Source organism: Halopenitus malekzadehii, assembly GCF_900108505.1.
GTDB lineage: Archaea > Halobacteriota > Halobacteria > Halobacteriales > Haloferacaceae > Halopenitus > Halopenitus malekzadehii.
On record NZ_FNWU01000013.1, the window covers coordinates 1 to 24,495 of the forward strand.

The 24,495-nt window shown below is 63.3% G+C and carries 23 protein-coding genes and 1 tRNA gene; 10 read left to right on the forward strand and 14 right to left on the reverse strand.

The annotated features are described in order from the left end of the window. Together BLW38_RS12960 and BLW38_RS12965 are read left to right on the forward strand one after the other, a co-directional pair. A partial coding sequence (locus tag BLW38_RS12960; RefSeq protein WP_177167506.1) for a transposase occupies window positions 1-311 on the forward strand: 311 nt, incomplete at its 5' end. Window positions 312-652: 341 nt separating this feature from the next. Beyond that, on the forward strand, window positions 653-3,625 hold the full coding sequence (locus BLW38_RS12965) for a DEAD/DEAH box helicase (protein ID WP_092817640.1): 2,973 nt from the start codon (window positions 653-655) through the stop codon (window positions 3,623-3,625). 117 nt (window positions 3,626-3,742) lie between these two features. On the opposite strand, the gene BLW38_RS12970 is transcribed toward BLW38_RS12965, so the two are convergent. From BLW38_RS12970 to BLW38_RS13015, 10 genes are all read right to left on the reverse strand, one after another. Then, entirely contained in the window at window positions 3,743-4,987 is a 1,245-nt protein-coding gene (locus tag BLW38_RS12970) for a PKD domain-containing protein (RefSeq protein ID WP_092817641.1), read from the reverse strand. Between the two features lie 579 nt (window positions 4,988-5,566). After that, window positions 5,567-7,561, reverse strand: a complete 1,995-nt coding sequence (locus BLW38_RS12975) for a DUF7845 domain-containing protein (RefSeq protein WP_143040895.1) — start codon at window positions 7,559-7,561, stop codon at window positions 5,567-5,569. A gap of 244 nt (window positions 7,562-7,805) precedes the next feature. Continuing rightward, window positions 7,806-7,877, reverse strand: a tRNA-Thr gene (locus BLW38_RS12980). 145 nt (window positions 7,878-8,022) lie between these two features. Further along, window positions 8,023-8,661 (reverse strand): DUF7114 family protein, encoded by a 639-nt coding sequence (locus BLW38_RS12985; protein WP_092817643.1) that lies wholly within the window; start codon window positions 8,659-8,661, stop codon window positions 8,023-8,025. Between the two features lie 128 nt (window positions 8,662-8,789). Continuing rightward, window positions 8,790-9,461: a DUF7119 family protein gene (locus tag BLW38_RS12990; RefSeq protein ID WP_092817644.1), complete on the reverse strand. Its 672-nt coding sequence runs from the start codon at window positions 9,459-9,461 to the stop codon at window positions 8,790-8,792. A 106-nt stretch (window positions 9,462-9,567) separates the two neighbouring features. Next, a complete protein-coding gene (locus tag BLW38_RS12995; RefSeq protein ID WP_092817645.1) occupies window positions 9,568-10,812 on the reverse strand; it encodes an MBL fold metallo-hydrolase in 1,245 nt (414 codons plus the stop codon). A gap of 26 nt (window positions 10,813-10,838) precedes the next feature. Further along, window positions 10,839-11,021 carry a hypothetical protein gene (locus BLW38_RS13000; RefSeq protein WP_092817646.1) on the reverse strand — a complete coding sequence of 61 codons (183 nt, stop codon included), beginning with the start codon at window positions 11,019-11,021 and terminating at the stop codon, window positions 10,839-10,841. Between the two features lie 150 nt (window positions 11,022-11,171). Then, complete coding sequence (locus tag BLW38_RS13005; protein ID WP_092817647.1) at window positions 11,172-11,471, reverse strand: hypothetical protein; 300 nt, start codon at window positions 11,469-11,471, stop codon at window positions 11,172-11,174. Window positions 11,472-11,536: 65 nt separating this feature from the next. Beyond that, window positions 11,537-14,020, reverse strand: coding sequence for a heavy metal translocating P-type ATPase (locus BLW38_RS13010; protein ID WP_245710220.1), 2,484 nt, complete (start codon window positions 14,018-14,020; stop codon window positions 11,537-11,539). Window positions 14,021-14,317: 297 nt separating this feature from the next. Then, a complete protein-coding gene (locus BLW38_RS13015) occupies window positions 14,318-14,818 on the reverse strand; it encodes a DUF367 family protein (protein ID WP_092817649.1) in 501 nt (166 codons plus the stop codon). 147 nt (window positions 14,819-14,965) lie between these two features. On the opposite strand from BLW38_RS13015, the gene BLW38_RS13020 reads away from it, so the two are divergent. The 3 genes from BLW38_RS13020 to BLW38_RS13030 all read left to right on the forward strand — a co-directional run bounded on the left by BLW38_RS13020 (window position 14,966) and on the right by BLW38_RS13030 (window position 17,373). Continuing rightward, window positions 14,966-15,286, forward strand: coding sequence for a 30S ribosomal protein S24e (locus BLW38_RS13020; protein ID WP_092817650.1), 321 nt, complete (start codon window positions 14,966-14,968; stop codon window positions 15,284-15,286). A gap of 21 nt (window positions 15,287-15,307) precedes the next feature. After that, complete coding sequence (locus BLW38_RS13025; protein WP_092817651.1) at window positions 15,308-16,945, forward strand: bifunctional N(6)-L-threonylcarbamoyladenine synthase/serine/threonine protein kinase; 1,638 nt, start codon at window positions 15,308-15,310, stop codon at window positions 16,943-16,945. A gap of 137 nt (window positions 16,946-17,082) precedes the next feature. Then, the gene (locus tag BLW38_RS13030) at window positions 17,083-17,373 is read left to right on the forward strand and encodes a DUF5808 domain-containing protein (RefSeq protein ID WP_092817652.1); all 291 of its coding nucleotides are present in this window, start codon (window positions 17,083-17,085) and stop codon (window positions 17,371-17,373) included. Window positions 17,374-17,401: 28 nt separating this feature from the next. Here the strand turns inward: BLW38_RS13030 and BLW38_RS13035 are convergent, their stop codons facing one another. Next, window positions 17,402-18,646 (reverse strand): carboxylate--amine ligase, encoded by a 1,245-nt coding sequence (locus BLW38_RS13035; protein ID WP_092817653.1) that lies wholly within the window; start codon window positions 18,644-18,646, stop codon window positions 17,402-17,404. Between the two features lie 158 nt (window positions 18,647-18,804). Between BLW38_RS13035 and BLW38_RS13040 the strand changes: the two genes are divergently transcribed. Further along, entirely contained in the window at window positions 18,805-19,308 is a 504-nt protein-coding gene (locus BLW38_RS13040; RefSeq protein ID WP_092817654.1) for a DUF5813 family protein, read from the forward strand. Window positions 19,309-19,543: 235 nt separating this feature from the next. On the opposite strand, the gene BLW38_RS13045 is transcribed toward BLW38_RS13040, so the two are convergent. Together BLW38_RS13045 and BLW38_RS13050 are read right to left on the reverse strand one after the other, a co-directional pair. Beyond that, window positions 19,544-19,777, reverse strand: coding sequence for an Lrp/AsnC family transcriptional regulator (locus BLW38_RS13045; RefSeq protein ID WP_092817655.1), 234 nt, complete (start codon window positions 19,775-19,777; stop codon window positions 19,544-19,546). Next, window positions 19,774-20,469, reverse strand: a complete 696-nt coding sequence (locus BLW38_RS13050) for a potassium channel family protein (RefSeq protein WP_092817656.1) — start codon at window positions 20,467-20,469, stop codon at window positions 19,774-19,776. Before BLW38_RS13050 ends, BLW38_RS13045 begins: the two co-directional genes overlap by 4 nt. 124 nt (window positions 20,470-20,593) lie before the next feature. Here BLW38_RS13050 and BLW38_RS13055 point away from each other — a divergent pair, with 124 nt between their 5' ends. Beyond that, window positions 20,594-20,827, forward strand: coding sequence for an Lrp/AsnC ligand binding domain-containing protein (locus BLW38_RS13055; protein ID WP_092817657.1), 234 nt, complete (start codon window positions 20,594-20,596; stop codon window positions 20,825-20,827). 75 nt (window positions 20,828-20,902) lie between these two features. After that, the gene (locus tag BLW38_RS13060; RefSeq protein WP_092817658.1) at window positions 20,903-21,220 is read left to right on the forward strand and encodes a hypothetical protein; all 318 of its coding nucleotides are present in this window, start codon (window positions 20,903-20,905) and stop codon (window positions 21,218-21,220) included. A 75-nt stretch (window positions 21,221-21,295) separates the two neighbouring features. Here the strand turns inward: BLW38_RS13060 and tmk are convergent, their stop codons facing one another. Then, window positions 21,296-21,928 (reverse strand): dTMP kinase, encoded by a 633-nt coding sequence (gene tmk / locus BLW38_RS13065; protein WP_092817659.1) that lies wholly within the window; start codon window positions 21,926-21,928, stop codon window positions 21,296-21,298. Between the two features lie 146 nt (window positions 21,929-22,074). Here tmk and BLW38_RS13070 point away from each other — a divergent pair, with 146 nt between their 5' ends. Both BLW38_RS13070 and BLW38_RS13075 read left to right on the forward strand, forming a co-directional pair. After that, window positions 22,075-22,980: a complex I NDUFA9 subunit family protein gene (locus tag BLW38_RS13070; protein WP_092817660.1), complete on the forward strand. Its 906-nt coding sequence runs from the start codon at window positions 22,075-22,077 to the stop codon at window positions 22,978-22,980. A gap of 329 nt (window positions 22,981-23,309) precedes the next feature. Beyond that, window positions 23,310-24,488 carry a tubulin/FtsZ family protein gene (locus tag BLW38_RS13075; protein ID WP_177167507.1) on the forward strand — a complete coding sequence of 393 codons (1,179 nt, stop codon included), beginning with the start codon at window positions 23,310-23,312 and terminating at the stop codon, window positions 24,486-24,488. The last annotated feature ends 7 nt before the right edge of the window (window positions 24,489-24,495 follow it).

Below are 24,495 nucleotides of genomic sequence, written 5' to 3' on the forward strand. Positions count from 1 at the left end.
ACATCACCGCCGATCACGCAAAACATTTCATTTTAGCACTATGTGACGAATTTGAAGAGGATCTGATCGTCGTACTCGATGGCGCACCGTATTTTCAGGCATCGGCCGTCACGGACCTCGCGGCCCGTGACGACCTCGCGTTTGTGACGCTCCCGTCATATTCGCCGGAGTTGAACCCTGTCGAAGAGTGTTGGAGACAGCTCCAAGCAGCTCTCAGCAACCGGTTCTTCGATTCACTCGACGAACTTACAACGGCAATCGATACCGCTCTTGACCAAATTTCTATCCCAAAAGTGAGCAACTATTTCTAACGTCTACTATATCCCAGCACTGGAATTTGTCGGTTTAGATGATGAAAAAGAAGCGCTTCTGGAGGCATTTATCCCTTATGCTGCGGGGGAAGACGATGGATTCGCTCACTTCCGCACAAATGCAACTCAATCAACTTCTCTCCTTGAGCGACTTGAAGCATTAACTCTACCACAACTTAGCGACGTTAGTGATGGGCTTGAGAGATTTATCAATAGACGCGAGCGTGCAGAGAAACTTGACGAGAAAATCAACGAAAACGAAAAAGTAATTGAACAGAGAGCATGTGAATTGTACGATTTAGAAGCTAAAGAAAAACAATTAGTTCAAGATACACCATTTGATGACTGATTACGCAGTCGGTGACCAAGTTAAATTCGCTGGTGGACGGGGTGAGATCACAAAGATCGAAGACCGCCTGAATGGGAGCAATCTGCTCCATGTATACACTACAGAAGGTCAACTCCGCAAGCTTCCGAGCGGCTTATCGCATGTCGAAAAAATTGACTCCATCGTCGACCGACTTGCAGCCAAGCAGATCGACGACCCGATCCACCACGATCTCCGAGAACGAGCAACCCGCCTTGACCTCGCGTATCGCTACGACCGGTTCCTCTCGTTGACGAACAACCGCATCGAGATCGAACCATATCAGGTCCAAGCCGCCTACGAGATCCTCAATTCGTACGACCACCGCTATCTTATCGGTGACGAGGTCGGGCTCGGAAAGACCATCGAGGCCGGCATCGTCATCGAGGAGCTCATTGCTCGAGGTCGCGCCGACCGTGTCCTCATCGTCGCGCCCGCTCCGCTCACGGTCCAGTGGCAGGAAGAAATGCGCGAGAAGTTCGACCAGAACTTCGTCATCTACGACCGCGAGACCGTGCGGTCGAAACGCCAGTCGCATCCGAACCAGAACGTTTGGGCACAGGAGGATTTCATCATCACCTCCGTGGACTTCGCCAAGCAGTCCACCGGCGAGACGGGCTCAGACGCTGTCTCACCTATCGATGCGCTCGACAATCTCGAACCCGAGTGGGACGTCGCCGTATTCGACGAGGCCCACCACCTGACCGCCAGACGGTCGAGCGACGACTCGATGGAACGAACCCAGCGCTACCGTGTCGGCGAGGCCGTCGCAAACAACTCAGACGCGCTGCTGCTGCTAACCGGGACCCCACACAAGGGCAAGTCCGACCAGTTCTACTTCCTCATCAGCCTGCTCGACCCATACCGCTTCGGCCACGAGTCACAGATTGAACCCGAGGCCCTCGACGACCTGATGATCCGCCGGCTGAAGGACGACATGTACGAGACAGACGGGACCCGTATGTTCCCCGAGAAGAACATCGAGGCTCTCGGCGTCGAGATGTCCCCAGCCGAGCGCAAGCTGTACGACGACGTCACCGAGTACATTCGCGAGTACTACAACCTCGCCCGCCAGGAGGAGAACCAGGCCGCCGGCTTCACGATGGTCATCTACCAGAAGCGGCTCGTCTCCAGCATCTACGCGATTCGGAAGTCGCTCGAAAATCGGATGCGTGCCATTCAGAACGATAGCATCGGTGGCGACCTCCCCGACGACGTACAGGACCTCATCCCTCGCTACAGTACCGAGCCCGAAACGATGACCGACGCCGAACGGAACCGCATCGAGGAAGCCCTCGAAACGGTCACGATTACGCAGAACCCGACCCAGGTCCGGGCGGAGCTCAACCGCGTCAAGCAGCTCTGGCAGCAAGCCAAGGCCATTGAAACCGACTCGAAGGCGCAGCTCCTCACGCAGTTCGTCAGCCGAATCCTGCGCGAGGATCCGGACGAGAAGATACTCATCTTTACCGAGTACACGGACACCCTCGAATACCTTCGCGACGAGATCTTCCCCGAGCACGACATCGCGCAGGTGTACGGCGACCTCAACCAGGACCGTCGCCGCCGCGAGATGGAGAAGTTCGAGGAGGAGGCCAACATTATGCTCGCAACCGATGCGGCACAGGAGGGACTCAACCTCCAGTTCGCCCACATTATGGTGAACTACGACCTCCCCTGGAACCCGATCCGCATCGACCAACGAATGGGTCGACTCCACCGATACGGGCAGGAACACACCGTCGAGATTCGCAATCTCTTCTTCAAGGACACCCGCGAAAGCGAGATCCTCACGCTGCTGCTCGAAAAGACCGACCAGATCGAGTCGGACCTCGGGATGCGCTCCGACGTGATGGGCCGCATCCTCGAGGACGTCGACCTCGACGAGACGATTATGGCCGCCATCGCGAACGACACGCCCACGGACGAAGTCGTCGCGAACATCGAGTCGACGATCGAAGAGCGCAAGCAGGCGCTTGAGACGGTCGAAGAGCAGTTCCTCATCCGTGACCGCTTCGACCTGTCCGAGGAAGACAAGGAGATTCTCGACGTTATCGAGCGCAGTCAACACGGCGAGGTAAGCGAGGACGACATCGAGGTGCTCGTTCGCGAGTTCTTCGATGCCTTCGATGGGGACATCAAAGGCGTCCGTCCCGGGCCGGCACGCTCCGGCGGCGATGTCTACCAGCTGGACGTTCCCAACGTGCTCTCCGGCGAGCAGGTCAAGCAACGATACCCGACGGCGACGTTCACGAAGGAGGTCGCGATGGACCAGGACGATGTCGACTTCATCGCGCTTGACCATCCCCTCGTCCAATCACTCATCGATTTCTGTCTCGACTCCGACCGCGTGGATGGGCGAATCGCTGCCAAAACGACGACCGATGAAAACGCTCCCGGGATCCGTTTCACCTACCGGCTAGGCTACGTCTCCGGCTCCGGAGATGTGGTGACTGAGAAGCTCGTTACCCTATACGTTACAACGGACGGAACGGTCACCACGTCCGCACCGGAAATCACCGATACGCTGCCGCCCGCGGAAGCAACGGGGAGTGAAGACCTCGATCGGCTCGCGTCGATGGCTGAGGACCTTCACCAGCAGGCGGAGATGGAAGCGTGGAATCAGGTCGAATCCTTCGCACAGGAGGCGCGAACCGAGCGTGAACGCGAGACCGAAATCAAACGCCAACACGCGGAACGACACTTCGAGGAGGAGATAAGCCGGTGGGAAGAGCGACTCGAGGCGTACGAGGCGCGTGATGAGCAGGGAGGGGATATGTCGGCACCGATCGGAAACGCGAAACGCCAACTAGAGATACTCCGGCGTGACCAAAAGGCCGAATTAGAGCGTCTCGACGAGGAGCAGCACGTCACTCCCGAAGAGCCCGACCTCATAACCGCTTCCTTTGTTCTGCCGGAAGATGGCATACACCGAAAACAGCCGTAGGTCCGCTGTATGCTTCTTTCAAGTGCCACAAGTCCATCCACAGGGACTTGTTCCATCCGTGATTCGGTGAATCAACCGGCAGAATGAGCGTGCATATCCAACAATAGAATTGAATTTTCACATATTATTTTTCTTTTCCCCTGAGAACCACCGTTTTATTATGTATCCCGCCCCACCGAGACTTGCAATTGTGCTGGTGATCCCAAATCCGGGGGTTGAAATTGAACTCTGATTGTCGGCAATATTGAGTGATTCGGTAGTAGTAGCTATTTGTCCCTCGTCATCAACAACAGATAATTCGACAGTGTATCCGCCGGATTCCTCAAACGTATGAGTGGCTGTTTCTCCAGAGGCAGTGTTTCCGTCCCCGAAATCCCATGAATAGTTCACAATCTCGCCATTCGGTGTTTCCGAACTACTCGCATCGAATGCAACTCTTTCTCCAACTTCTGGAGTCGATGGTGTGTACTCGATGGTAGCGACGATCTCCCCGCTGGCATCTTGTATTTGATCGGAATCTTCCTGATCCTGTGATGTGTTCTGGTAGATCTGGCTAATCTCACTACTTGATAATTCGCCTTCATAGATTCGGAAATCGGATACTTTCCCATTTAGGGCACCAGTTCCAGTACCCCACTCTTCTGGATTTCCGCCGTACCAATTACCGATAGTTATATCTACCCAGAATGATGAGTAATGATCATTTTTACCTTGCATATTATTGTCAGAATATACCGAATTACCATCGATGTACATCCTGACAAAATTGGTAGAATCAGCAATGACACCGATATAGTGCCACTGATTTAGAGATATCTTAGGTGTTTCCGACATAGAGTAGGCCTCTTGGCCATCGGCCCAAGACGGGTTATCGCGCACATTGAATTCAATGCCCACTTCATTATCCGATTCAGTTTCAATCGTCCGGATGTTCATCCCTGTCTCATGAATATATATCGTCCCGTTATCGGACTCCTCAGGATAGAACCAAAATGAAAAGCTAACTGGCCCACGATTGGAAGCCATAAGATTTAATTCCTCATTCCCTCCACGGCTTATTCTTAACGCATCATCACCATCGAAATAAACACTATCCCGGCCGTTGAACGAACTTAGTTGCGGGTCGCCATCAGCTGATTCAGCATTATGCCCACCAGCGACATCGTTAAATCCATCTTCAAAGGGCCAATGTGCTATGAGATCGTCAGCCCGTACAATATGGTTATCGGCAGCAACGGGTGCTACACCTACAGTCCCAATGGTCCCACCTATGGCAGCCGTTTTCACTACGTCTCGACGGGTGAAGCCCATTTTAGCCATATTCTTCTCGATATCATTCGAAATTGGATCTCGATCGGACATAGTTTCATAAGATTAATGGGTATTAATAAAACTGTTTGTTAAATTGATCCCCTGTATTGACCGGAGATGAGTAGTGGATTCACTGGTAGAGGATTTCAACAGATCCAATACATGTTCCATCTTCTGTATTTGATACACTTCTTGTAACAAGTTACAGGAAGATCAAGACTGGCCACGAGATGTGTATTCCCTGTGCTGAACGATTCAACCCGTCGCCACCGTAGGTGAACAAATAAGTCTCGTATATCCCCCTGTTGGAAATCAACATTTGCGGCTAATCAAATACGTCCGCAAAAGTGTAGCCTGGCGACAAGGCGCGCCGAGTCAGGCGCGCCGACAACCCCTGTTTCTGCTGGAATCTGCCGAGCGAAGCGAGGCAGTGGTTTCTTTCCGTGGCTCCTTAGCCACACCTCTAAGGGGGAATTCGGTGCCCCCCGCCGAAATTGCAACTAACCTTCTCCGTTGCAGCTGTGTTCACAGTCGATCGGTCACCGATGAACTCCGAATCGGACCAAAGAAGAAGCAAAAAGCGCCGATAAACGGCCGGATGGATAGTGATGCCTCTCAGGAGTCGACGTGCTAGCTGGGGGTTCCGAGCGCGTCAGCGAAGCGCTTTGGCGCGTAACAGGTGCCGTCGACGCACGTGACTACCGGCGCAAACTCGAATCCGAATTGACGCAGCGGATTTCCGGTCACCTCCGCCCATCGTCTTGCACCCTGGCGGAGGAGTTCGCGTGCGTCTTCGATGCTTTCCGGTTGGAACCCGACCTCGAGCTCGTCCGGATCAGCTCCCTCCGTCGCGGTTATCGTCCCGCCATATCGGTCGAGCCACCGGCTCCACGGGTCTTTCTCGTCTCCGAACGACTCCGCTCGCGTGAGTCCATCGAGGGCGTTCTCCCACCCGCGTTGGATGCTCTCGGAGACCTGGTCGATATAGCCCGTCAGTTCCTGCGCAATGTACTTCGATCCGAGTTGGACTTCCCCATAGGTGTGGTCGACGAGTGGCCTGAGACGCTTGAGAGCCCGGTAGACCGTATCGAGATGCACGCCGATGGAGTCCGCCAAATCCGCGGGCGACGTGGTTCCACCGTCGGTCAACAGTGTATCGACGAGCTCCGCATCGGTCGCGTTCATCTGGCTCGCGGTCGCAAAGATTTGGTCGTCCTGCTTGGACTCAATGCGGGGGAGACGCTCCGGGAGCAGTTTCCGCCAGCGTCGAGACCCCGTGACGGTGAAGTAGTCGTCCTCGACGAAGTAGTGGTCATCCGGCCGCGTCGGGATGTCCGACCACTCCAGGACGTTCAGCAGTGCTTCATCCAACTCGGTCTCCAGCTTGTCCAGGTCGTCCCAGTACAGCGTCTCGTCGTGGATCGAATTCTGGAACGAGACCCCGATCTTCGGGTGTTCAAGCTTGGTTCCTTTGACCGCGTCGGGGTTCCGCATATAGTAGTGCTTGAATTCCTTCGGGAGTTCGTGGGACCCGATGAGTTCACCCGCACGTCGAGCGTCGATCGTGGCCGTATGGTAGTATCCCGGACACTCCCGGTCGTCGCGGACCGTCTTCGCATACCCTTGCCGGTCACCGGACAGCAGTAGCGAGATCCGATGAAGCGTGCCATCGTAGGCGATTGCCACGTCTGTCTCTCCGATTTTGACACGCACGTAGTACTCCCCATCGACGATGTTTGATGAGGAATGGATGGTTCGAGGGTTGAAATCCTCCGGATGGATGTACGTGGGGCTATTGAATCGAAAGCCCTGGCGGTCAGCGAGTGTGTCGAGTGCCCGTTGGAGGACCTCCGGATACTGCTTGAACTCCCAGTAGGACCCTTCCACCTCGACGTCGTACCCTTCGATGTCGTACGGGTTCGACATCGGGTTCAACCCGTCTTTGGTGTCGATGTCTGGCCACCGAGGAGAGATACGGAAGTACGCCCGCTGACGCGCCTCGTCTTTCGCATCCGCCCACGACGAGTACGCATCCGGATACACGTAGATGAGATACTCCCTCACCTCGTCCAGCTGGAAATCCGGCCTGTCACGGGGCGCAATCCCGGATCCCTTGAATCCGAATTCGACGGCCCACGTGTCGTCGCCGAGCTCCATCGACGTTCGCAATCGCCCGTGATCCTCGAAATTATGTTCTCCCTGGAGCGACCGAAGCCCGAAGTACGACCGTAACGGGTTTTTGAGGGAGGAACAGTCCCATTTGAGATACGCGTGGAATTCGTGAGGCTGTGGGTCGATGAACAGCCGTGCCAAACGACTCGTCCTCCGCTTCCTCCACTGTGTCGTCCGTCTCGCCCTGGTCGTGTTCCTGTTGCAGGGTGCTCTGGTATGCCTCACAGGCGTCGAGGTGCCGTTCCGGGTCATCATCCGGAGTGTGCTCTGCCTCGCAGTAGCGGCACTGTGAGACCGGCTCGGCGTCACAGCGCCCTTCGTGATACCGCGCGAGCGACGCCGCCGTGAATTTACACCGGCAGAACCGACAGCGAGCAACGTATTCCGGAGCGAGGGAGCGACGCGGTCGTCGAGACGAGGAGCTGGAGTTGGTTTCTCGGCGTGGTTGAGCACGATCGACTTCCGATTGCTCGATTGCCGACTGGACGGAATCCGCCCCGTCGGTCGTGACTGCGTCAGCTTCCTCGAGCTGGTCGAAGAACTCGCCCGCGTCGCTCACTGCGACCACCGTCCTTCGCGATCGCTGACGCGCGGAGCCGAGTTGCGGCTCGCGCGACACCCCATTTTATGGGGGTTGAGAATACTATTATTGGACGTAACGCCCCCTTTAACAGGGGAGATTGAAGGAAACGGCTTAAGCCTAGGCCGGGATTTGAACCCGGGGTCTCGTCCTTACCAAGGACGCGCTTTACCGCTAAGCTACCCAGGCGCTCGATGCGCATACGTCGGTTGAGCGGATTCGTCTTTAGGGGTTTCGATCCGTTCGGGCACCGCGACACCCTCACACGGCGGTCGGATCGCCTCGTCGATCAGGTGGCGTTTCGATCGCCTCATCGATCACGACGTCGTTGCCGTCAGACGCGTTCCTCGGAGAGGGTCGCGATCCGGTCGGCGGTCCCGTCGGAGAGGGCCTGGCCGGCGGGCGGGAAGCCGCCGTCGTAGTCGGCGGCAAGCTCACGGGCGTACGCGAGCAGGTCGGTCGGCGGGTCGCCGCCGACGGCGGTCGTGCCGGCGACGACGGCGAGCTCGAAGACGTCCTCCTCGAGGTTCCGGTCCAGGGCAAGCGTGTCGGCGTCGGGGAGCTCCCGGAGCGTCTGGTCTCGGCCGAACGCGCGGACGACCTCGACGGCCGCGGTCGCGGCCTCGGTCCGCGAGAGCAGCGAGAACCCACGCGAGACGAGCACGTCGGCGGCGAGCACGTCGAGGTCGGCGTCGATGTCCGCACCGTCCGCGGCAGTGACCCAGGGCTCCTCGTGGGAGAGCTGTCTGGTGAGTCGAAGCCCCTCGTAGATCAGCTGGACGCCGGCGGCGCGCTCCTCGACGTGGTCGGCTGCGACGTCGGGCGATAGCGCCCGCGCGGTCACGATCGCGAGAACCCCCGGCGTCACGGCGGCATCGACCAGTCTCTCGTCGAGGACCGCACGGAGGCGCGTCGGCTCTACGTCCGCAAGCGCCTCGCGTGCGGCCTCACGAGCCCGCACGGCGTCATCCATCGACTGTCGTAAGGATCGCAACGGGCAAAGACCTTTGGAAACCGCCCCGAGTCGGCCGGTCCGAGTTCGGAACGGGGCACCATCGAACGCCCGATCCGTGACGCGTTCGTGGTTCGTCGTTGCCTCGATCAGGCGTCCCGGGTGTCGTCCCGATCGGTGGCCTCGAGCGCCGTGCCGACGATCGACCCGGGACCCTCGTTCCGCATCGATGCCTCGCGCCGAAGCGCGACGTAGGCGTCGATCGGGAGGTCGAGCGTGATCCGACCGGGGACGATGTCGTGTTCACGAAGTGCCGCCTCGATCGGCGTGCCGTCGTTGACGGCCGAAGCGATCGCCCGCACGTCGCGAACGGTGAGGCCGCCGTCGATGGCCCCCCATGCGAGCAGATACCGGTCCCGGCCGCCGACGCGCGCGATGTGTTTCGCTGCGGTCGGTGGGATGTGTCCGCGAGCCACGTGACGGCGGATCGCCTGCGGCAGGTCGTGGACGCGGGCCCACTTCCGAATGAACGAGACCGAGACCCCGTCGCCGGCCCGCTCGGCTGCGTGTTTATACGACCCGGTTCCACGGACGAGCGCCGCGCAGGCGGCTGCTCCACGCAACATCAGCACGTGGTCGTCGCCGCCGACGTCGCCGGTCGCGAACCGGTGGACGACCGTCGCTGCCTCCGCGACGCTGTCGGGATCGTCGGGATCGAAGTCGATCGCCTCCGCGGCCCGGTCGCCGGTTATCTCGGGGTCGGCCCGGACGACCGGCTCCCCGACCGGGGAGCGGCGGTCCGAACCTGGCTCGTCACTCATACCGATACCTGAACGGCCGCACCCAAAATACTCTCGCACGTTGGCAAACTCTGTGCTCGTCGGTGACGCCGCGTCGACGCCGCCGACCGATGCGCCGCCGGCCGACTCACGAGCCGAACTGAATCGTCTCACCGACGGCGGGCGCACTCGCGTCCCCGCTCGCCGTCGAGAGCGCATCCGCGAACGCTCGACACCGGTCCCCGTGGACGACGAGAATCCGCGATCCCGACTCGACGTACGGCTCGAGAAACGACCGGAGTCCCTCCCGGTCGGCGTGCGCGGAGAAGTCGTACCGTTCGAGCTGCGCACTGACGGGCATCATCCGGCCGTCGATCTCGGCGCTGCCGGTTTCGAGGAGCTCCCGGCCCGGCGTCCCCTCGACTTGGTAGCCGGTCATCGTGATCTTGTTCACCGGGTTCGACCGGATCTCGGGGATGTACGTCATCGCGGGGCCGCCGGACAGCATTCCGCTGGTGGTCACGATCGCGGCCCGCTGGTCGGTGATGCGCGTGCGCTGCCCATCACGACCGGTGACGAACCGGGCGTGCGACGTCGCCCGCCGAAGCGCCTCGGCGTCGCGGACGAACGCGGGGTGGTGTCGCAGCATCTCGGTCACCCCCTTTCCCATCCCGTCGACGTAACAGGGGAGGTCGTGTGCCGCACAGACGAGCAGCAGCTCCTGCGTCCGGCCGATCGCGAACGCCGGGACGACGACCGTTCCTCCCTCCCAGAGCGTCGTCTCGACGCTCCGGACGAACCGCTCCTCGACGTCGGCACGGTTTGCGTGCGTCACGTCGCTGTAGGTGCTCTCACAGATCACGACGTCGGCGTCGGGGCGCGCGGTCGTCCCCGCGACGAGTCGCTGGTCGTCGGTGTGGAAGTCCCCGGTATACAGGAGCCGCGTCTCGCCGTCATCGACGAGGACGTGCGCGCTGCCGGGGATGTGACCCGCGTTATACAACGTGATCTCGTACCCCGCGGCCTCGAACGGCTCCCGGTACCCGTGGGTTCGTGAGGCCTGCGTGACCCGCTCGACGTCGATCTCCGTGAACGGACACCGAAACGTGCCGCCGTGAAGTTTGAGGGTATCTCGTGCGAGCGTGAGCGCCAGCTCCCGCGTCGGCGGCGTCCAGTGGATCGGCGGTCGCGCGTCGCCGCTCACCAGCGCGGGTATCGCTCCGACGTGATCGAGGTGTCCGTGGCTCGCCACGACCGCGTCCGGATCGACGTCCCCCACCGGGAACTGCGGGGGCGTTCCGGCCTGCATCCCGTAGTCGATCAGGAGGCGGTCATCGATCAGGACCGCGCTCCGGCCGACCTCACGGGCACCGCCGAGGAACTGGACGTCCATCGTCGGTGGGATACGCGACCGGGACGCTAGTGGGCGTCGATCCGCGGCGTCTCGGTGACGAGGTAGGTTCGACCGCCGCGACGTTCGAGATACACCTCGGCGTCAGCCACCGCGTTGGCCGTGATCCGGTCGGGGATGCGCGTGGCCGCGCAGTCGGTGACGTCGACGCGGGTCGTTCCGACGAATGTCGATCGCGTTCGCGAACTCATACACGGCGATCCGACGCGACACGGGGTATATCCGAGCCAACACCCCGAAGTGAAACTGAAAGTGTGGAGACGAGACGATCGCCTCGCCATTCCTCGCCTGACCGTCAACCGCCTCGCCGTTCCTCGCTGACACCGCCGTACGCCCCGTCCTCACTGGTCGACGTCGAGCTCGTCGTCGTCGGCGACGACGCGAACGGTAAACCCGTTGTAGCCGCCGTATGCGGTCTCAAGCGCGCCCAGCCACCAGTTCCACCGCTCGACGAGGCTCCAACCCTCCGGCGCGTCCGAGAGGTGTCGCAGGACGTCGGGCACCGTGAGCGCGTGGCCACGATCCCGCTTGGGCTTCCCGGAATCCGAGAGATCGCGGGCCTGTCGGGCGACGACGCGCCGCTCGGCGGCGCTGCCACCGAACTCCTCGGCCAGGGCGGTTTCGAGACGGCTCGCGTCCATACCTGTTAGTAGAACCCGCACCCATATTAGTGTGAAGGTCACTTATGGGTTCGCGGCCGGCCTCGTCACCGTTCGTTCGGTTCGCTCGATCCGCCTGCTCCGTCCAATTCGTTCGGTTCGCTCGATCCGCCTGCTCCGTCCAATTCGTTCGTTCCGTCGGGTTCAGCCGGTTCGACGCGCCCGAGCCGCAGGGCGTTCCCCGTCACGCCGAGGCTCATTCCCATATCCCCGACGAGGACGGCCATCGCGATCGTCACGTACCCGAACGGCGCGCCCAGCGCCAACAGCGTCTTCACGCCCAGCGAGGCCGCGATGTTCGTGCGGATGACCGACGCCGCACGCGCCGAGAGGTCGATCAGGTAGGGGAGCCGCGTGAGATCGTCTCCCATCAGCGCGGCGTCAGCCGTCTCGAGCGCCGCGTCGGTGCCGGCGGCCCCCATCGCGACGCCGACCGTGGCGGCGGCCAGAGCGGGTGCGTCGTTGATGCCGTCCCCCAGCATCACCACGCCCCCGTCGGTTTCCGCGCGGAGCTCTCGCACCGCCTCGGCCTTCCGGTCCGGGAGGAGGTCCGCGCGCACCTCGCCGATGCCGACACGCTCACCGATCGCCCGCGCAGTGCGTTCGTTGTCGCCAGTGAGCATCACGACGCGGTCGATCCCGAGGTCGTGAAGCCGATCGACCGTCCACGCGGCCTCGGGACGCACCGTGTCCGCAACCGCGATGACCCCCTCGAGCCGCGTCTCCGTTCCGACGATGACGACCGTCTTCCCCTCACCCTGCAGCCGCGGGATCGTCTCGTTGACGAGATCGACGGCGACCCCGTGGTCACACGCCGTGAGATCCTCGTCGATCGCTCCGTCGGAGACCGCCTCCGAGAGGGTATCGCCGGTCGAGATCTCACCGGTGGCCGTTTCGCCAGTACGGATCTCGCCGCCGTCGGATCGGCTTCGGTCCCGTCCGCCGACGTGGGCGTGTTCGAGGTCGAACCCGAGACCGGCGAAAAGCTCCGGTTTTCCGACGTAGTGTGTCTCCCCGTCGATCTCCGCGCGAACCCCCTCGCCGGTGATGGATTCGAAGTCGGAGACGGCGTCGACCGCGTCGTCGCCGTCCTCGGTCGCGGCTCGACCCTCCGCCGCGGCTCGATCCACGATCGCTCGTCCGATCGGGTGCTCGCTCCGCCGTTCGAGGCGCGCCGCACACGCGAGCACGTCGGCAGCCGACTCGTGTTCGATCGGGATCACGTCGGTGACGCCGAGGTCGCCCGTGGTGAGCGTTCCCGTCTTGTCCAGCGCGACGGCGTCGACGTCGCCGGCCGCCTCGAGGTGCTCGCCGCCCTTGATCAGGACGCCGTTTCGCGCGGCGGCGGTCACCCCCGAGACGACGCTGACCGGCGTCGAGATGACGAACGCACACGGACAGGCGATGACGAGCAGCGCCAGTCCGCGCACGAACCACACCTCGAGCGTCCCGCCACCAACGAGCGATCCGATGACGACCGTCGCGACCGCGAGCCCGACGACGATCGGGGTGTAGACGCCGGCGAACCGGTCGACGAATCGTTCGGCCGCCGTCTCCTCGGCGCTTGCCGCCTCGACGAGATCGACCACCGTCGCGATCGTCGAGTCCTCAGCCGTCGCGGTAACCTCGATCTCGAGGTAGCCCTCCTCGTTGATCGAGCCGGCGTACACCTCGTCGCCGGGCTCCTTACCGGCCGGGACCGATTCGCCGGTGATCGGCGACTCGTCGATCGCGGAGGTTCCCTCACGGACGACTCCGTCAAGCGGCACCTTCTCGCCCGGTCGAACAATCACCCGTTCGCCGACGGTGACCGATTCTGCGGGGACGGTCCGTTCCCGTTGCGTTCCGGTGTCGTCATCGTCGCGGAGCACCGTCGCCGTGTCCGGCGAGAGCTCCATCAGCTCCTCGATGGAGTTTCGCGCCCGGTCGACCGAGAAGCGTTCGAGCAGCTCCGCCGTCGAGAACAACACCGCCAGCGTCGCCGCTTCGAAGGGGGCGTCGATCGCCAGTGCGCCGAGCATTCCGGCCGACATCAACAGGTCGATGTCGAGACTCAGGGCCCGTGCCGAGTAGTACCCCGCCCGGAGGATCGGCGGACCAGCGGCCGCGACCGCGAGGACGTACGCGATCCACGATCCCGTGATCGTCCACGGGCCGACGCTTGCGAAGGTGGGATCCAGCCCCGGAAGCCCCCACTCAACGATCAGGCCGATCGCCAATAGGATGCCACCGATACCGGTCCGAATCGCCCGTGGGGTGCGGTACAGCGGCGGCTCCCCGCCCGTTCCGGTTTCCTTTTTCGCCTCGGCATCGGTCTCCACGTCGTATCCCGCGGACTCGATCGCGGCTACGACGTCGTCCTCGGTCGCGATCGACGGATCGTAGCCCACGGAGACGACCCCCATCGTGGGACGGGTATCAGCGTCGACGACGCCGTCGATCGTCAACGCCTGCTGGACCTTGTTCGCGCACGATGCACAGTCCATATCCGGAACCGAGAGTCGGACCTGATGGACCTCCTCGTCGGACATCCTTCCAGATCCCGCAGTTGGGTCCGGGTCTGCCGCCGGGCCCGAGTCTGCCGCCGGGTCCGACTCACCCGGCGGACCGTGATCGTGGCCGGCATCACAATCCCCGTCACAACGGGGCGCATCGTCGGTCATTATCCGACCGTACCGTCCCGAGAGTTATTAATCCAACTGCCAATACACCCCGGTGAGTTGGCCATATTTAATAAATGTGTGCCATTATAATAATAATCTGGCACTGATACCGACGTCGTAGAGCAGGGAATGGAGGCGGAGACGGGGACGAGGATGATCGTCCGGTCAGCGATCCAGGTACTCGCCCTGGATCTCGACGACTTCGGCGGAGTCGGCACACGCCGCATACCTGTCGAGCGGTTCCTCGTTCAACTCGAGGAACGTTTCTCCCCACGTGAACTTCGCGAGGAGGCGTTCGGCGTGGGGTTTCTCACCGAAGATCACGAGCGCCGCGGCGAGGGCTTCGACGGTCGTAAGTTGCATCGGACGACCGAAGTTCACGGGGTTGGCGGCGACGAGATACGGGAGTGCACGGTGGTCTCCGTCCAGCGAGAACCGCTTTTCCCCGGCCGATTCCCACGAGCAGTCCAACGCGACGAGCCCGTTTTCCCGGGCGATCGCGGCGTCGGCCGGGGACAGCGCCCGCTCCGCGTGCGGGTTCAACACGACGCCGGGCGGCGTCGCCCGGTCCGACCGGTGAAGGGACACCAGATCGAAGCGGGCAAGCTTCCGCGCCGTGCATTTTTCAGGGTCGTCATCCCCCTCGTAGCGAACGTGTACGTCCACGGGCTGGGTTGGCACCCGGCCGGCAAAAACCGACCGCCTTTCGATGCCCGTCTGCCGGCGCCACACACGGCAGACGGCGCACAGCGGCGGAAACGTCGGCTTCGAAATCCTTTTAGTTCTTTCGCGGGGAGGTAGTGGTAACTGACCATGGACATCGACATCGTCTCCGAGGAAGAGAACCCTATGTTGCACCGCACCGACATCCGCTTCGAGATCACCCACGAGGAGGCCACGCCGTCCCGCCTCTCGGTTCGTGACTCCCTCGCCGCGACCCTGGATAAGGGCTCCGACGAGGTCGTCATCCACGAACTCGACACGAAGTTCGGAATGCGCAAGACGATCGGCTACGCGAAGGCCTACGACACCCCGGATGATGCCCGTGAGGTCGAACAGGAGTATATGCTCGAACGCAACAAGATCGGCGTCGACGCCGACGACGAGGCCGAGGCGGACGCCGAGGAAGCCTGATCGCGACGCCGACCATTCTGAATGCGCGTTCTCGGGATCGAAGGAACTGCGTGGTGTGCAAGCGCCGCGATCCACGACACCGAGACCGACGAGGTGTTCATCGAGTCGAACGCGTACGAACCGGACAGCGGCGGTATTCACCCGCGTGAGGCCGCCGAGCACATGTCCGAGGCGCTCCCCGAGGTCATTGACACCGCCCTCGCCCACGCCGAGGACGATGCCGATCCGGGCGGGATCGACGCGGTCGCGTTCTCACGCGGTCCCGGGCTGGGACCGTGTTTACGCACCGTCGGCACCGCCGCTCGGGCCGTCGCGGGGTCGCTTTCCGTTCCGCTCGTGGGCGTCAACCATATGGTCGCTCACCTCGAGATCGGCCGTCACCGGTCGGGGTTCGAGGACCCGATCTGTCTGAACGCCTCCGGCGCCAACGCACATCTCCTCGGGTACCACGACGGTCGCTATCGCGTGCTCGGCGAGACGATGGACACGGGCGTCGGCAACGCGATCGACAAGTTCACGCGACACGTCGGGTGGTCACACCCCGGCGGTCCGAAGGTCGAGCGGGCTGCCGCCGACGGCGAGTACGTCGACCTCCCGTACGTCGTCAAGGGGATGGACTTCTCGTTTTCGGGGATCATGTCGGCCGCCAAGGACCGCTACGACGAGGGCGTTCCCGTCGAGGACGTCTGCTTCTCCCTGCAGGAGCACGTGTTCGCGATGCTCACCGAGGTGTCCGAACGCGCGCTGTCGCTGACCGGCAACGACCAGCTCGTGCTCGGCGGCGGCGTCGGACAGAACGACCGGCTCCGGGAGATGTTGGTGACGATGTGTGCACAACGCGGCGTCGACTTCTACGCCCCGGAGCCGCGGTTCCTGCGGGACAACGCCGGGATGATCGCCGTTCTCGGCGCGCGGATGCTGGCGGCGGGCGACACCGTCCCGATCGCCGAGTCGGCGATCGACCCGAATTACCGGCCCGATCAGGTTCCGGTGACGTGGCGTGGAACCCCCGCTCCGTCCCCCGGGCCGACCGACACACCGACGAACGCGGAATCGAACACGGGAGCGACCGCCGGACTGACGCCGATCGACCGCCGTGGGGCGGAAGCGACGGTCGAGACCGTCGCCGACGACCGGGTCCGAAAGCGGCGAGTCCCGAAGGACTACCGGCATCCGGCCCTCGATGCGACCCTTCGGCGGACGCGAACCACTCTCGAGGCGCGCCTCCTCCACGAGGCGCGGCGTGCCGGCGTGCCGACGCCGCTCGTTCACGACGTCGACGTCCCGAACGCGACCCTGATCCTCCAGCACGTCGGGACCACCGACCTGGCCGACGAGATCACCCCGGACCGCGTTCGCGAGGTCGGTGCTCACCTCGCGCGCCTGCATCGTGCCGGGATCGTCCACGGCGATCCGACGACGCGGAACGTTCGTGTCGGGGGCGACTCGCCGCTGCTCATCGACTTCGGGCTCGGCTACCACACGGGCCACGTGGAGGACCACGCGATGGACATCCATATCCTCGCGCAGTCGATCCAGGGAACGATGACTGATCCCGATCCGTTCGTTGCGGCCGCCGAATCCGGATACGCCGCGGTCGGCGACGCCGACGTCCTCGATCGGCTCCGCACGATCGAGGGCCGCGGCCGGTATCGGTGAGTCGCGGTCGGTATCGGAGTGCGGCCGACATGGGAGTGCGGCCGGTATCGGTGATCCACCGCGAGTCGAGACACCATCGCGAATCGATCCCGACACGAGCCAAAACGGTTTAGCCGTCGGTCCGCCTATTCCTGCGTATGGCAGACAAACCGTCCTCCGGGGAACTCCTGGGTATCCCGTACAACTTCGAGCGACCGAGCCTCGGCCGACTTCTCTCGTCCTACTGGCAGCCCGGCAAGGGAATGATCGTGGAGAAGCCGTTCGGCATCGGCTACACCCTGAACCTTGCGAGCTGGCGATCGTGGGTCGTCCTCGCGGTCGCGGCCGGCCTCTACTGGCAGGGCAAGCAGTCGGCCGATGCGAGCGACGAGGAGGAGGCCACCGCCGACGATGACGGCCCGGTCGAAGTCATCGTCGAAGACGACTGACGCGGACCCCGCGGTTCTCGAGCACTTCTCAACAGGCGCAGTAGTACTCCCGATCCGTGAACTCCGTCTCGATGAGCTTCGCGGCCGGATCGGGGTCGGTAGGCCGGTAGACGCCGGTCGTGAGGCCGGTGTCCGCCGTCGTCTCGAAGGATCCGGACAGCAACGCCGACCAGTCGTCCGTCGAGAGAACGTCCCAGAAGGCGTCCTCGCTGCCGAGCAGCGAGAGGTAATCGCGGAGGTACACCCACCGCGAATCACGCGGCGTGTCGGCGTCATAGGTCGCATCGGTCACCGCGGCGTAGGCGGCCATCGGGAGGTTCACGCCGGCGGCGACGGGCATCCCGATCCACTTCCAGGGACGAGTGTTGACGTCGAGCAGGAGGTATTCCTCCCGGTCGGCGTCGTAGACGAACTCCGACTCGCTGATGCCGTAGTATCCCGTCTCCTCGAGCACGCCGAGGGCCCGGTCCTCGATCTCGGGGTGATCGACGCGCTCGACGAGACAGGACGTCCCGAACTGCTGGGGGTACCGGACGCGGGCGTTCCCCACGACGCCGATCGCCTCCTCGACGCCCGCCGGCGGCACGTACGAGGCAAGCGACCGGTCCTCGCCCGGGGCGACGTCGACACGCTTTTGCGCCATTACCTCGATACCCTCGTCGTCGGCGGCGGCGACGACGTCGGCGAACTCCTCGCGGTCGGCGACCTCGATCACGTTGGTCCCGAACGCCTCCTCGAACTCCCGTTTCAGCGCGGGCTTGACGACGAGCGGGAACCCCAGGGCGTCGATCGCCTCGTCGATCGAGGTGTCGGAAAGGCGGTATGTCTCCGGATACGGGACGTCGAGCCGCTCGCAGGTGGCGTACAGCTCGGATTTGTCCAGCACCGAGTCGACGACGTCCGCGTCCGCAAAGGGGAGGCGAACGCCGTCGACGTCGATACGGGCGTATGCGTGGGCCCACTCGTCCATACACCCGAAGGGAACAACCTCCCGGCCCACGGCGTCGACGATCGCCTCGATATCGGCCTGGAACCCCGCGAAATCCTCGAGCGGGTACGTGACGGTGCCGGCAAAATCGACCGCTTTCGACGGCGGCGCGACGCCGTCCCCGTTTCGGTCGAGTGCGATCACTGGAACGCCGTGTGCATCCAGCGCGCGTGCCACGCTCAATCCGGTGATATGCGCGTTGCTCACGATCGCTGGCGGACGATCGAAGGTGGCGTCCGCGAGGGCATCGCGAAGCGCCGACGTCGAGAGGAACTCCTCGGCCATACCGGCCAGTGGGGACGCCGCCCAAAAAGCTCGTCATAACCGGCGGCTGCTGCCACCGTCGGCGACGGGACCGGTACGTGGGCGGTCGTGAGGCCGTGAGACCGATCCCGATCGGAACGACACAACGAACTTTTGGCGATACAGCCCCATTACTCCGTATGAGCGAGGCTTCGACGTCGGTCCAACGTGCCTTCGAAACCGACGGATCCTTCGAGCGGATCGACGGGTCGACGTGGGACTATACGACGACGGCGTTCGACGGACGTGTGACGGTCGATCGGCCAACGAGCTCGGCGACCGAGGCGACGAGTTTTACGGTCACGATTACGCTTCCTACCCTGTCGGCGGTGACCGACGAACACGTCGCCGACGTCGTGGAAGACGGGTGGTTCGAAACCTTCGAACTGCGCGTTGAGGACGTTTCGGGAGTCACCAAGCGGTCCCGAGACCTCGACCCGTCAGTGCGGCGTTCGGGGTCGGAGATCGTCGTCGAGGTGTCGCTGACGGACGCGAACACAGCCCGCGGCGTCGCGGACGCCGCCGCGTTCGTCGACTTCGTGGAAGGGACCTACGTGCAGGGGATCATCCCCGGATATGACTATACCGAACCGGTGAGGAGCATCCGATCGAAGGCCCGCCAGCAGGGGAACGGCGGAGCCTGACCGACGAGGGTAGGTCTACGGTCCGATCCTTCGGATCGCGGCCCAGTGTGGCGAGCAGGCGGCGGATTCCGATCCCGGCCGGGGTGCCGCACACCCGTCTGACCCGTACCGGGGTGAGCCTCAGGTCACGGGGCGGCTGGGTCGTACCGTGCCAAAAGGGTTCGGACGGGGAGGAATTCGTTCTCAGCCAGTCCATCGATCCGATACGCTCACTCGGGACAACCGTGGATCCGGATCACTCCATCGCGACGTAGGTTTGCGTGCGCTCGACGCCGTCGAGGTCCTGGATCGCGGTCGCGGCGACGTCCTTGACGTCGGCCGGCGTCTCGGTAACGACCGTGACGATGAAGTCGACGTCGCCGGCGACGATGCTGACGGTCTCGACGCCGTCAAGCGCCGCCAGATCGGCTTTGAGCCGGTCGGCCTCACCGGTGTTCGCCTTCACCATCACGTAGGCAGTGACGCTCATCGGTCACCCCCCGCCATCGCCCGAGCGGGCGGGTCCGTCTCTCCGACGAGCAGCTGCCGGACGTCATCGAGGACCGAGTGGTCCGCGAGGATCGCGACGCGGTCACCGGCCTCGAGCGAGTCATCGGGGAGGGGAATGCCGAGTTGTGCATCCCCCTTGCCGAACGCGAGGATCCGTGCCTCGCCGGGGAGGGTGACCTCCGAGAGCGTGTACCCGCGCATCGGTGATTCCGGTGAGACCGTCACGAGCAGGACCTGTAAGTGCTGGGCGATGTCGGCGATCGCCTGAATGTTGCCCCCCAGCAGCGCGTTCTTGGCGGCGATCGCTCCGAGCCGTTCCGGATAGACGACCTCATCGACCTCGTCGGCGTACTTCCGGTAGATGTCCTCGCGGTAGTCCTCATCGATGCGCATCACCGTCCGGCAGTCGTAGTGGTTCGCGATCATACACGCGGCGAAGTTCGTGTTGAGATCGCCGGTCAGCGCGCCGAGGGCATCGGCGTCGGCAATGCCGGCGGACTCCAGCACGTCCTCGTGGGATCCGTCACCCTCCACGACCTCGAACCCCGCGTTGCGGGCCCGGCGTGCCGTGTCGGGGTCGGCTTCGATCACTGTCACCGTGTGCCCCTCCTCGGCCAGGACGCGGGCCGTCCGGCCGCCGACGCGCCCATAACCAATGTTAACTACCCTCATATACTGGCGTACGACCGGCCGGGAAATAACCCTGTTGGCGGATTGCGGTCCGCTTTCGCCGCCGGATCGATCCTGTGTGTGGACCGTACGAAGGTTTTTGCGATCGTGTGGTATACGTTCACGTATGGTTCGGGCATACGTGGCGGTCGAGACCGACGTCGGAACGTCGCCGGAGCTCATCGAATCGATCCGCGAGATGGACGGCGTCGAGACCGCCCACGTCATCGCCGGCGACTGGGACGTGATGGTCGTCTTCGAGGTTCCGGAGGTCTATCAGGTGCTCTCGACGACCACCACCGCCATTCAGGCGTTGGACGCCGTCCTCGACACGAAGACCTACGTGGCGATCGACGAGTGACCGACGTGCTGTTCGTGGCGTGACACGTAACGCCGAAGCCGATAGAGGAAAAAGCGCGGCCCACGTACGCCGTGTATGGCCACGATCCTCGACGTCTTCCTGTTCCTCGTGGTGTTGGGCCTTCACACCCTCATCGCGGCGGTGATGACCCGATTTCTCCGGATCCGTCTCGACACCACGTGGGGAACCGCGATCTACGTGGCCTTTCTCGTCCCCGTCGCGTTGTGGATCTCGACGCTCGTGGTCTCGGGGCCGTTCGGGATCGGGATCGACCTCGGCACGCCGGCGGCCGTGTTCACGGTGATGATCCTCCTCCCCACCGCGCTCGGGGTCGCGATCGACGTCCTGTACGTCGTCCCCCCCGACGAGTACGAACTCCCGGATTCCGCCTGAGGACGGAGGTCGTGGTTCGTCGGGACGTCACATAACGCTTCGTCACTCCGGCTCCGAGGCCGCATCGCTGCCACGTCACCGGCGGTCGTCGATGTCTCTGTCCTCGGTGGGCTCGACGCCTCGATCGTCGGTGAGGTCGTCGATGATCGACTCCACGCGCGTGAGAACCGCCGCGGGCGGCCGGGTCGCGTCGACGCGGACGAACCGGTCCGGCTCCGCCTCGATCAGCCGTTCGTAGTTGTCGCTGACGCGCTCGAGGTACTCGCGCTGTTCGAACTTGTTCGTCGATCCCGACCGTTCGGTCGCGGTTTCCGGATCGAGGTCGAGGTAGACGGTGACGTCCGGTTCGCGCGTGAACGGTCGATGGATGTCCCGGACGTACTCGAGCGGTCGATCGAGGCGGGAGTCGGCGAGCGTCGCGGCTTGATACGCGTATCGCGAGTCACAGTAGCGGTCCGAGACGACCAGCTCGCCCGCCTCGAGCGCGGGTTCGATCGTGCTCGAGAGGTGGTTCGCGTGGTCGGCGGTATACAGGAACAGTTCGGCCAGCGGGTCCGCGTCATCGTCGGCGATCGATCGGTAGACGGCGTCGCCGTACCAGCTGTCGGTCGGTTCCCGAGTGAACACCGCGTCGGGATACGACGCGCGGAGGGCCTCCCAGACGGTGGTCTTCCCGCTCCCGTCCAGGCCCTCGAGCGTGAGGAGCATACCTTCGCTGGGGTGACCGTTCCAATTAACGATGGCGGAGACGTTCCCGCGGCACAACCCGGTCGGGACTCCGGTCCACGCTTCGGCCGGAACGCCGTCACCCGACCCGCGGTAGTTTTAGGTGGATTCTCCCCCAAGGGATGGCTATGGAGATCCTCGTCGCCGGCGGAACCGGGTTCATCGGGACGTACCTGTGTCGTGAACTGGCGGATCGGGGTCATATGGTGACCGCGCTCTCGCGGTCGCCGTCGGACGAGTTCGACGGCGAGGACGCGATCGAGACCGCCGTCGGCGACGTGACGGCGGCCGATTCGATCGCCGGGACGGTCGAGGGGCACGACGCCGTCGTCAACCTCGTCGCGCTCTCGCCGCTGTTTGAGCCCTCCGGCGGCAACGAACGCCACGACGAGATCCATCGTGGCGGAACGAAGAACCTCGTGGAAGCGGCGGTTGCGGGCGACGTCGACCGGTACCTCCAGTTGAGCGCGCTGGGTGCGGACCCCGACGGCGAGACCCACTACATCCGCGCAAAGGGTGCCGCCGAACGGCTCGTCGAGGCGGCGGACATCGAGGCGACGATCGTCCGTCCATCGGTCGTCTTCGGCGACGGCGGCGAGTTCGTCGGCTTCACGAAGCGGTTGAAGTCCTGGTTCGCCCCCGGACTGCCGGTGTATCCGCTGCCCGGCGGCGGTCGAAAGACGCGGTTCCAGCCGATCCACGTCGCCGATCTGGTGCCGATGCTGGCCGACGCCGTCACGGCGGACGGACACGCCGGCGAAACCTACGAGCTCGCCGGGCCGGAGAAGCTCACTCTGCGCGAGATCACCGAGATGGTCTACGACGCCGAAGGTCGATCGATCACGATCGTCTCCCTGCCGATGGCGCTGGCGCGAGTCGGCTTGACGGGATTGAGCGTCGTCCCCGGCTTCCCGATGGGGCCCGACCAATACCGGTCGTTGACGTTCGATAACACGACCGACGATAACGACGTCGACGCGTTCGACGTGTCCGTCGAGGACCTCACGACCTTCGAGGTGTATCTCGGGGTCTGAGGAAACTCGGCCATATCCGTTCGTCCGGAGTCCACTCCACGCGTTCGCTGACTCCTCCCCCAAACCGCTCGTTCCAGCTGATCGAGTCCCGCGATGGACCGCCACACATACGCTTGGCGACGATACTTCCTCTGAGAACACGGATCAGTGTCCGCGATCCCGGGAGAGACGTCGATCGACGACCTGCAGTTCTCCGATCCGATATTCCGCGTATCACGCCGCAATAGGCCGTTTTTCGGGTGTTTTTCGGCGTCTTCTGGATCCACCCCATCACAAGGCTTATATTTGCTATCCGTCTGTGGTTTTTGCAAAGACGGACTGGGGATTCCATGAAACTGGCAATGATCGGCTTCGGACAGGCGGGGGGAAAAGTCGTCGACAAGTTCCTTGAGTACGACAAACGGACCGACTCGGAGATCGTGCGGGCGGCCGCGGCGGTGAACACGGCCAAAGCCGATCTGATGGGGCTCGAACACATCTCCGAGAGCCAGCGCGTGCTGATCGGGCAGTCGCGCGTCAAAGGGCACGGCGTCGGCGCGGACAACGAACTCGGCGCGGAGATCGCCGAGGAGGACATCGACGAGGTCCAGGGCGCGATCGACTCGATCCCGGTTCACGAGGTCGACGCGTTCCTCGTCGTCGCCGGGCTCGGCGGCGGAACCGGGTCGGGCGGCGCGCCCGTGCTCGCGAAACACCTCAAGCGTATCTACACGGAGCCGGTCTACGGGCTCGGCATCCTGCCCGGTAGCGACGAGGGCGGCATCTACACCCTGAACGCGGCCCGGTCGTTCCAGACGTTCGTCCGCGAGGTCGACAATCTGCTCGTGTTCGACAACGACGCCTGGCGGAAGACGGGCGAGTCGGTGCAGGGCGGCTACGAGCAGATCAACGACGAGATCGTTCGCCGGTTCGGGATCCTCTTTGGCGCGGGCGAGGTTCAGGAGGGCCAGGAGGTCGCCGAGAGCGTCGTCGACTCCTCGGAGATCATCAACACCCTTTCCGGCGGCGGCGTCTCGACGGTCGGCTACGCCGAGGAGGAGGTCGAGGAGACGTCCTCGGGCGGGCTGTTGTCGCGGCTTCGAAACGGCGAGGAGACCGACGAGCTCGACACCGCCCACACCACCAACCGCATCACCAGCCTGGTCCGCAAGGCGGCGCTGGGTCGTCTGACGCTCCCGTGTGAGATCGAGGGGTCCGAACGCGCCCTGCTCGTGCTCGCGGGGCCTCCGGAGTACCTCAACCGGAAGGGGATCGAGCGCGGCCGCAAGTGGCTCGAGGAGCAGACCGGATCGATGGAGGTCCGTGGCGGGGACTACCCCTACCGCGGATCCGGATTCGTGGCCTCCGTGATCCTCCTGGCCGGCGTCACGAACGTTCCCCGGATCAAGGAGCTCCAGCAGGTCGCCATCGAGGCCCAGGACAACCTCGAGGAGATCCGCGAGGAGAGCGATGAGAACCTCGAAGAACTCGTCGACGACGACGAGGACGAACTCGAGTCGCTGTTCTGAGTCGGGG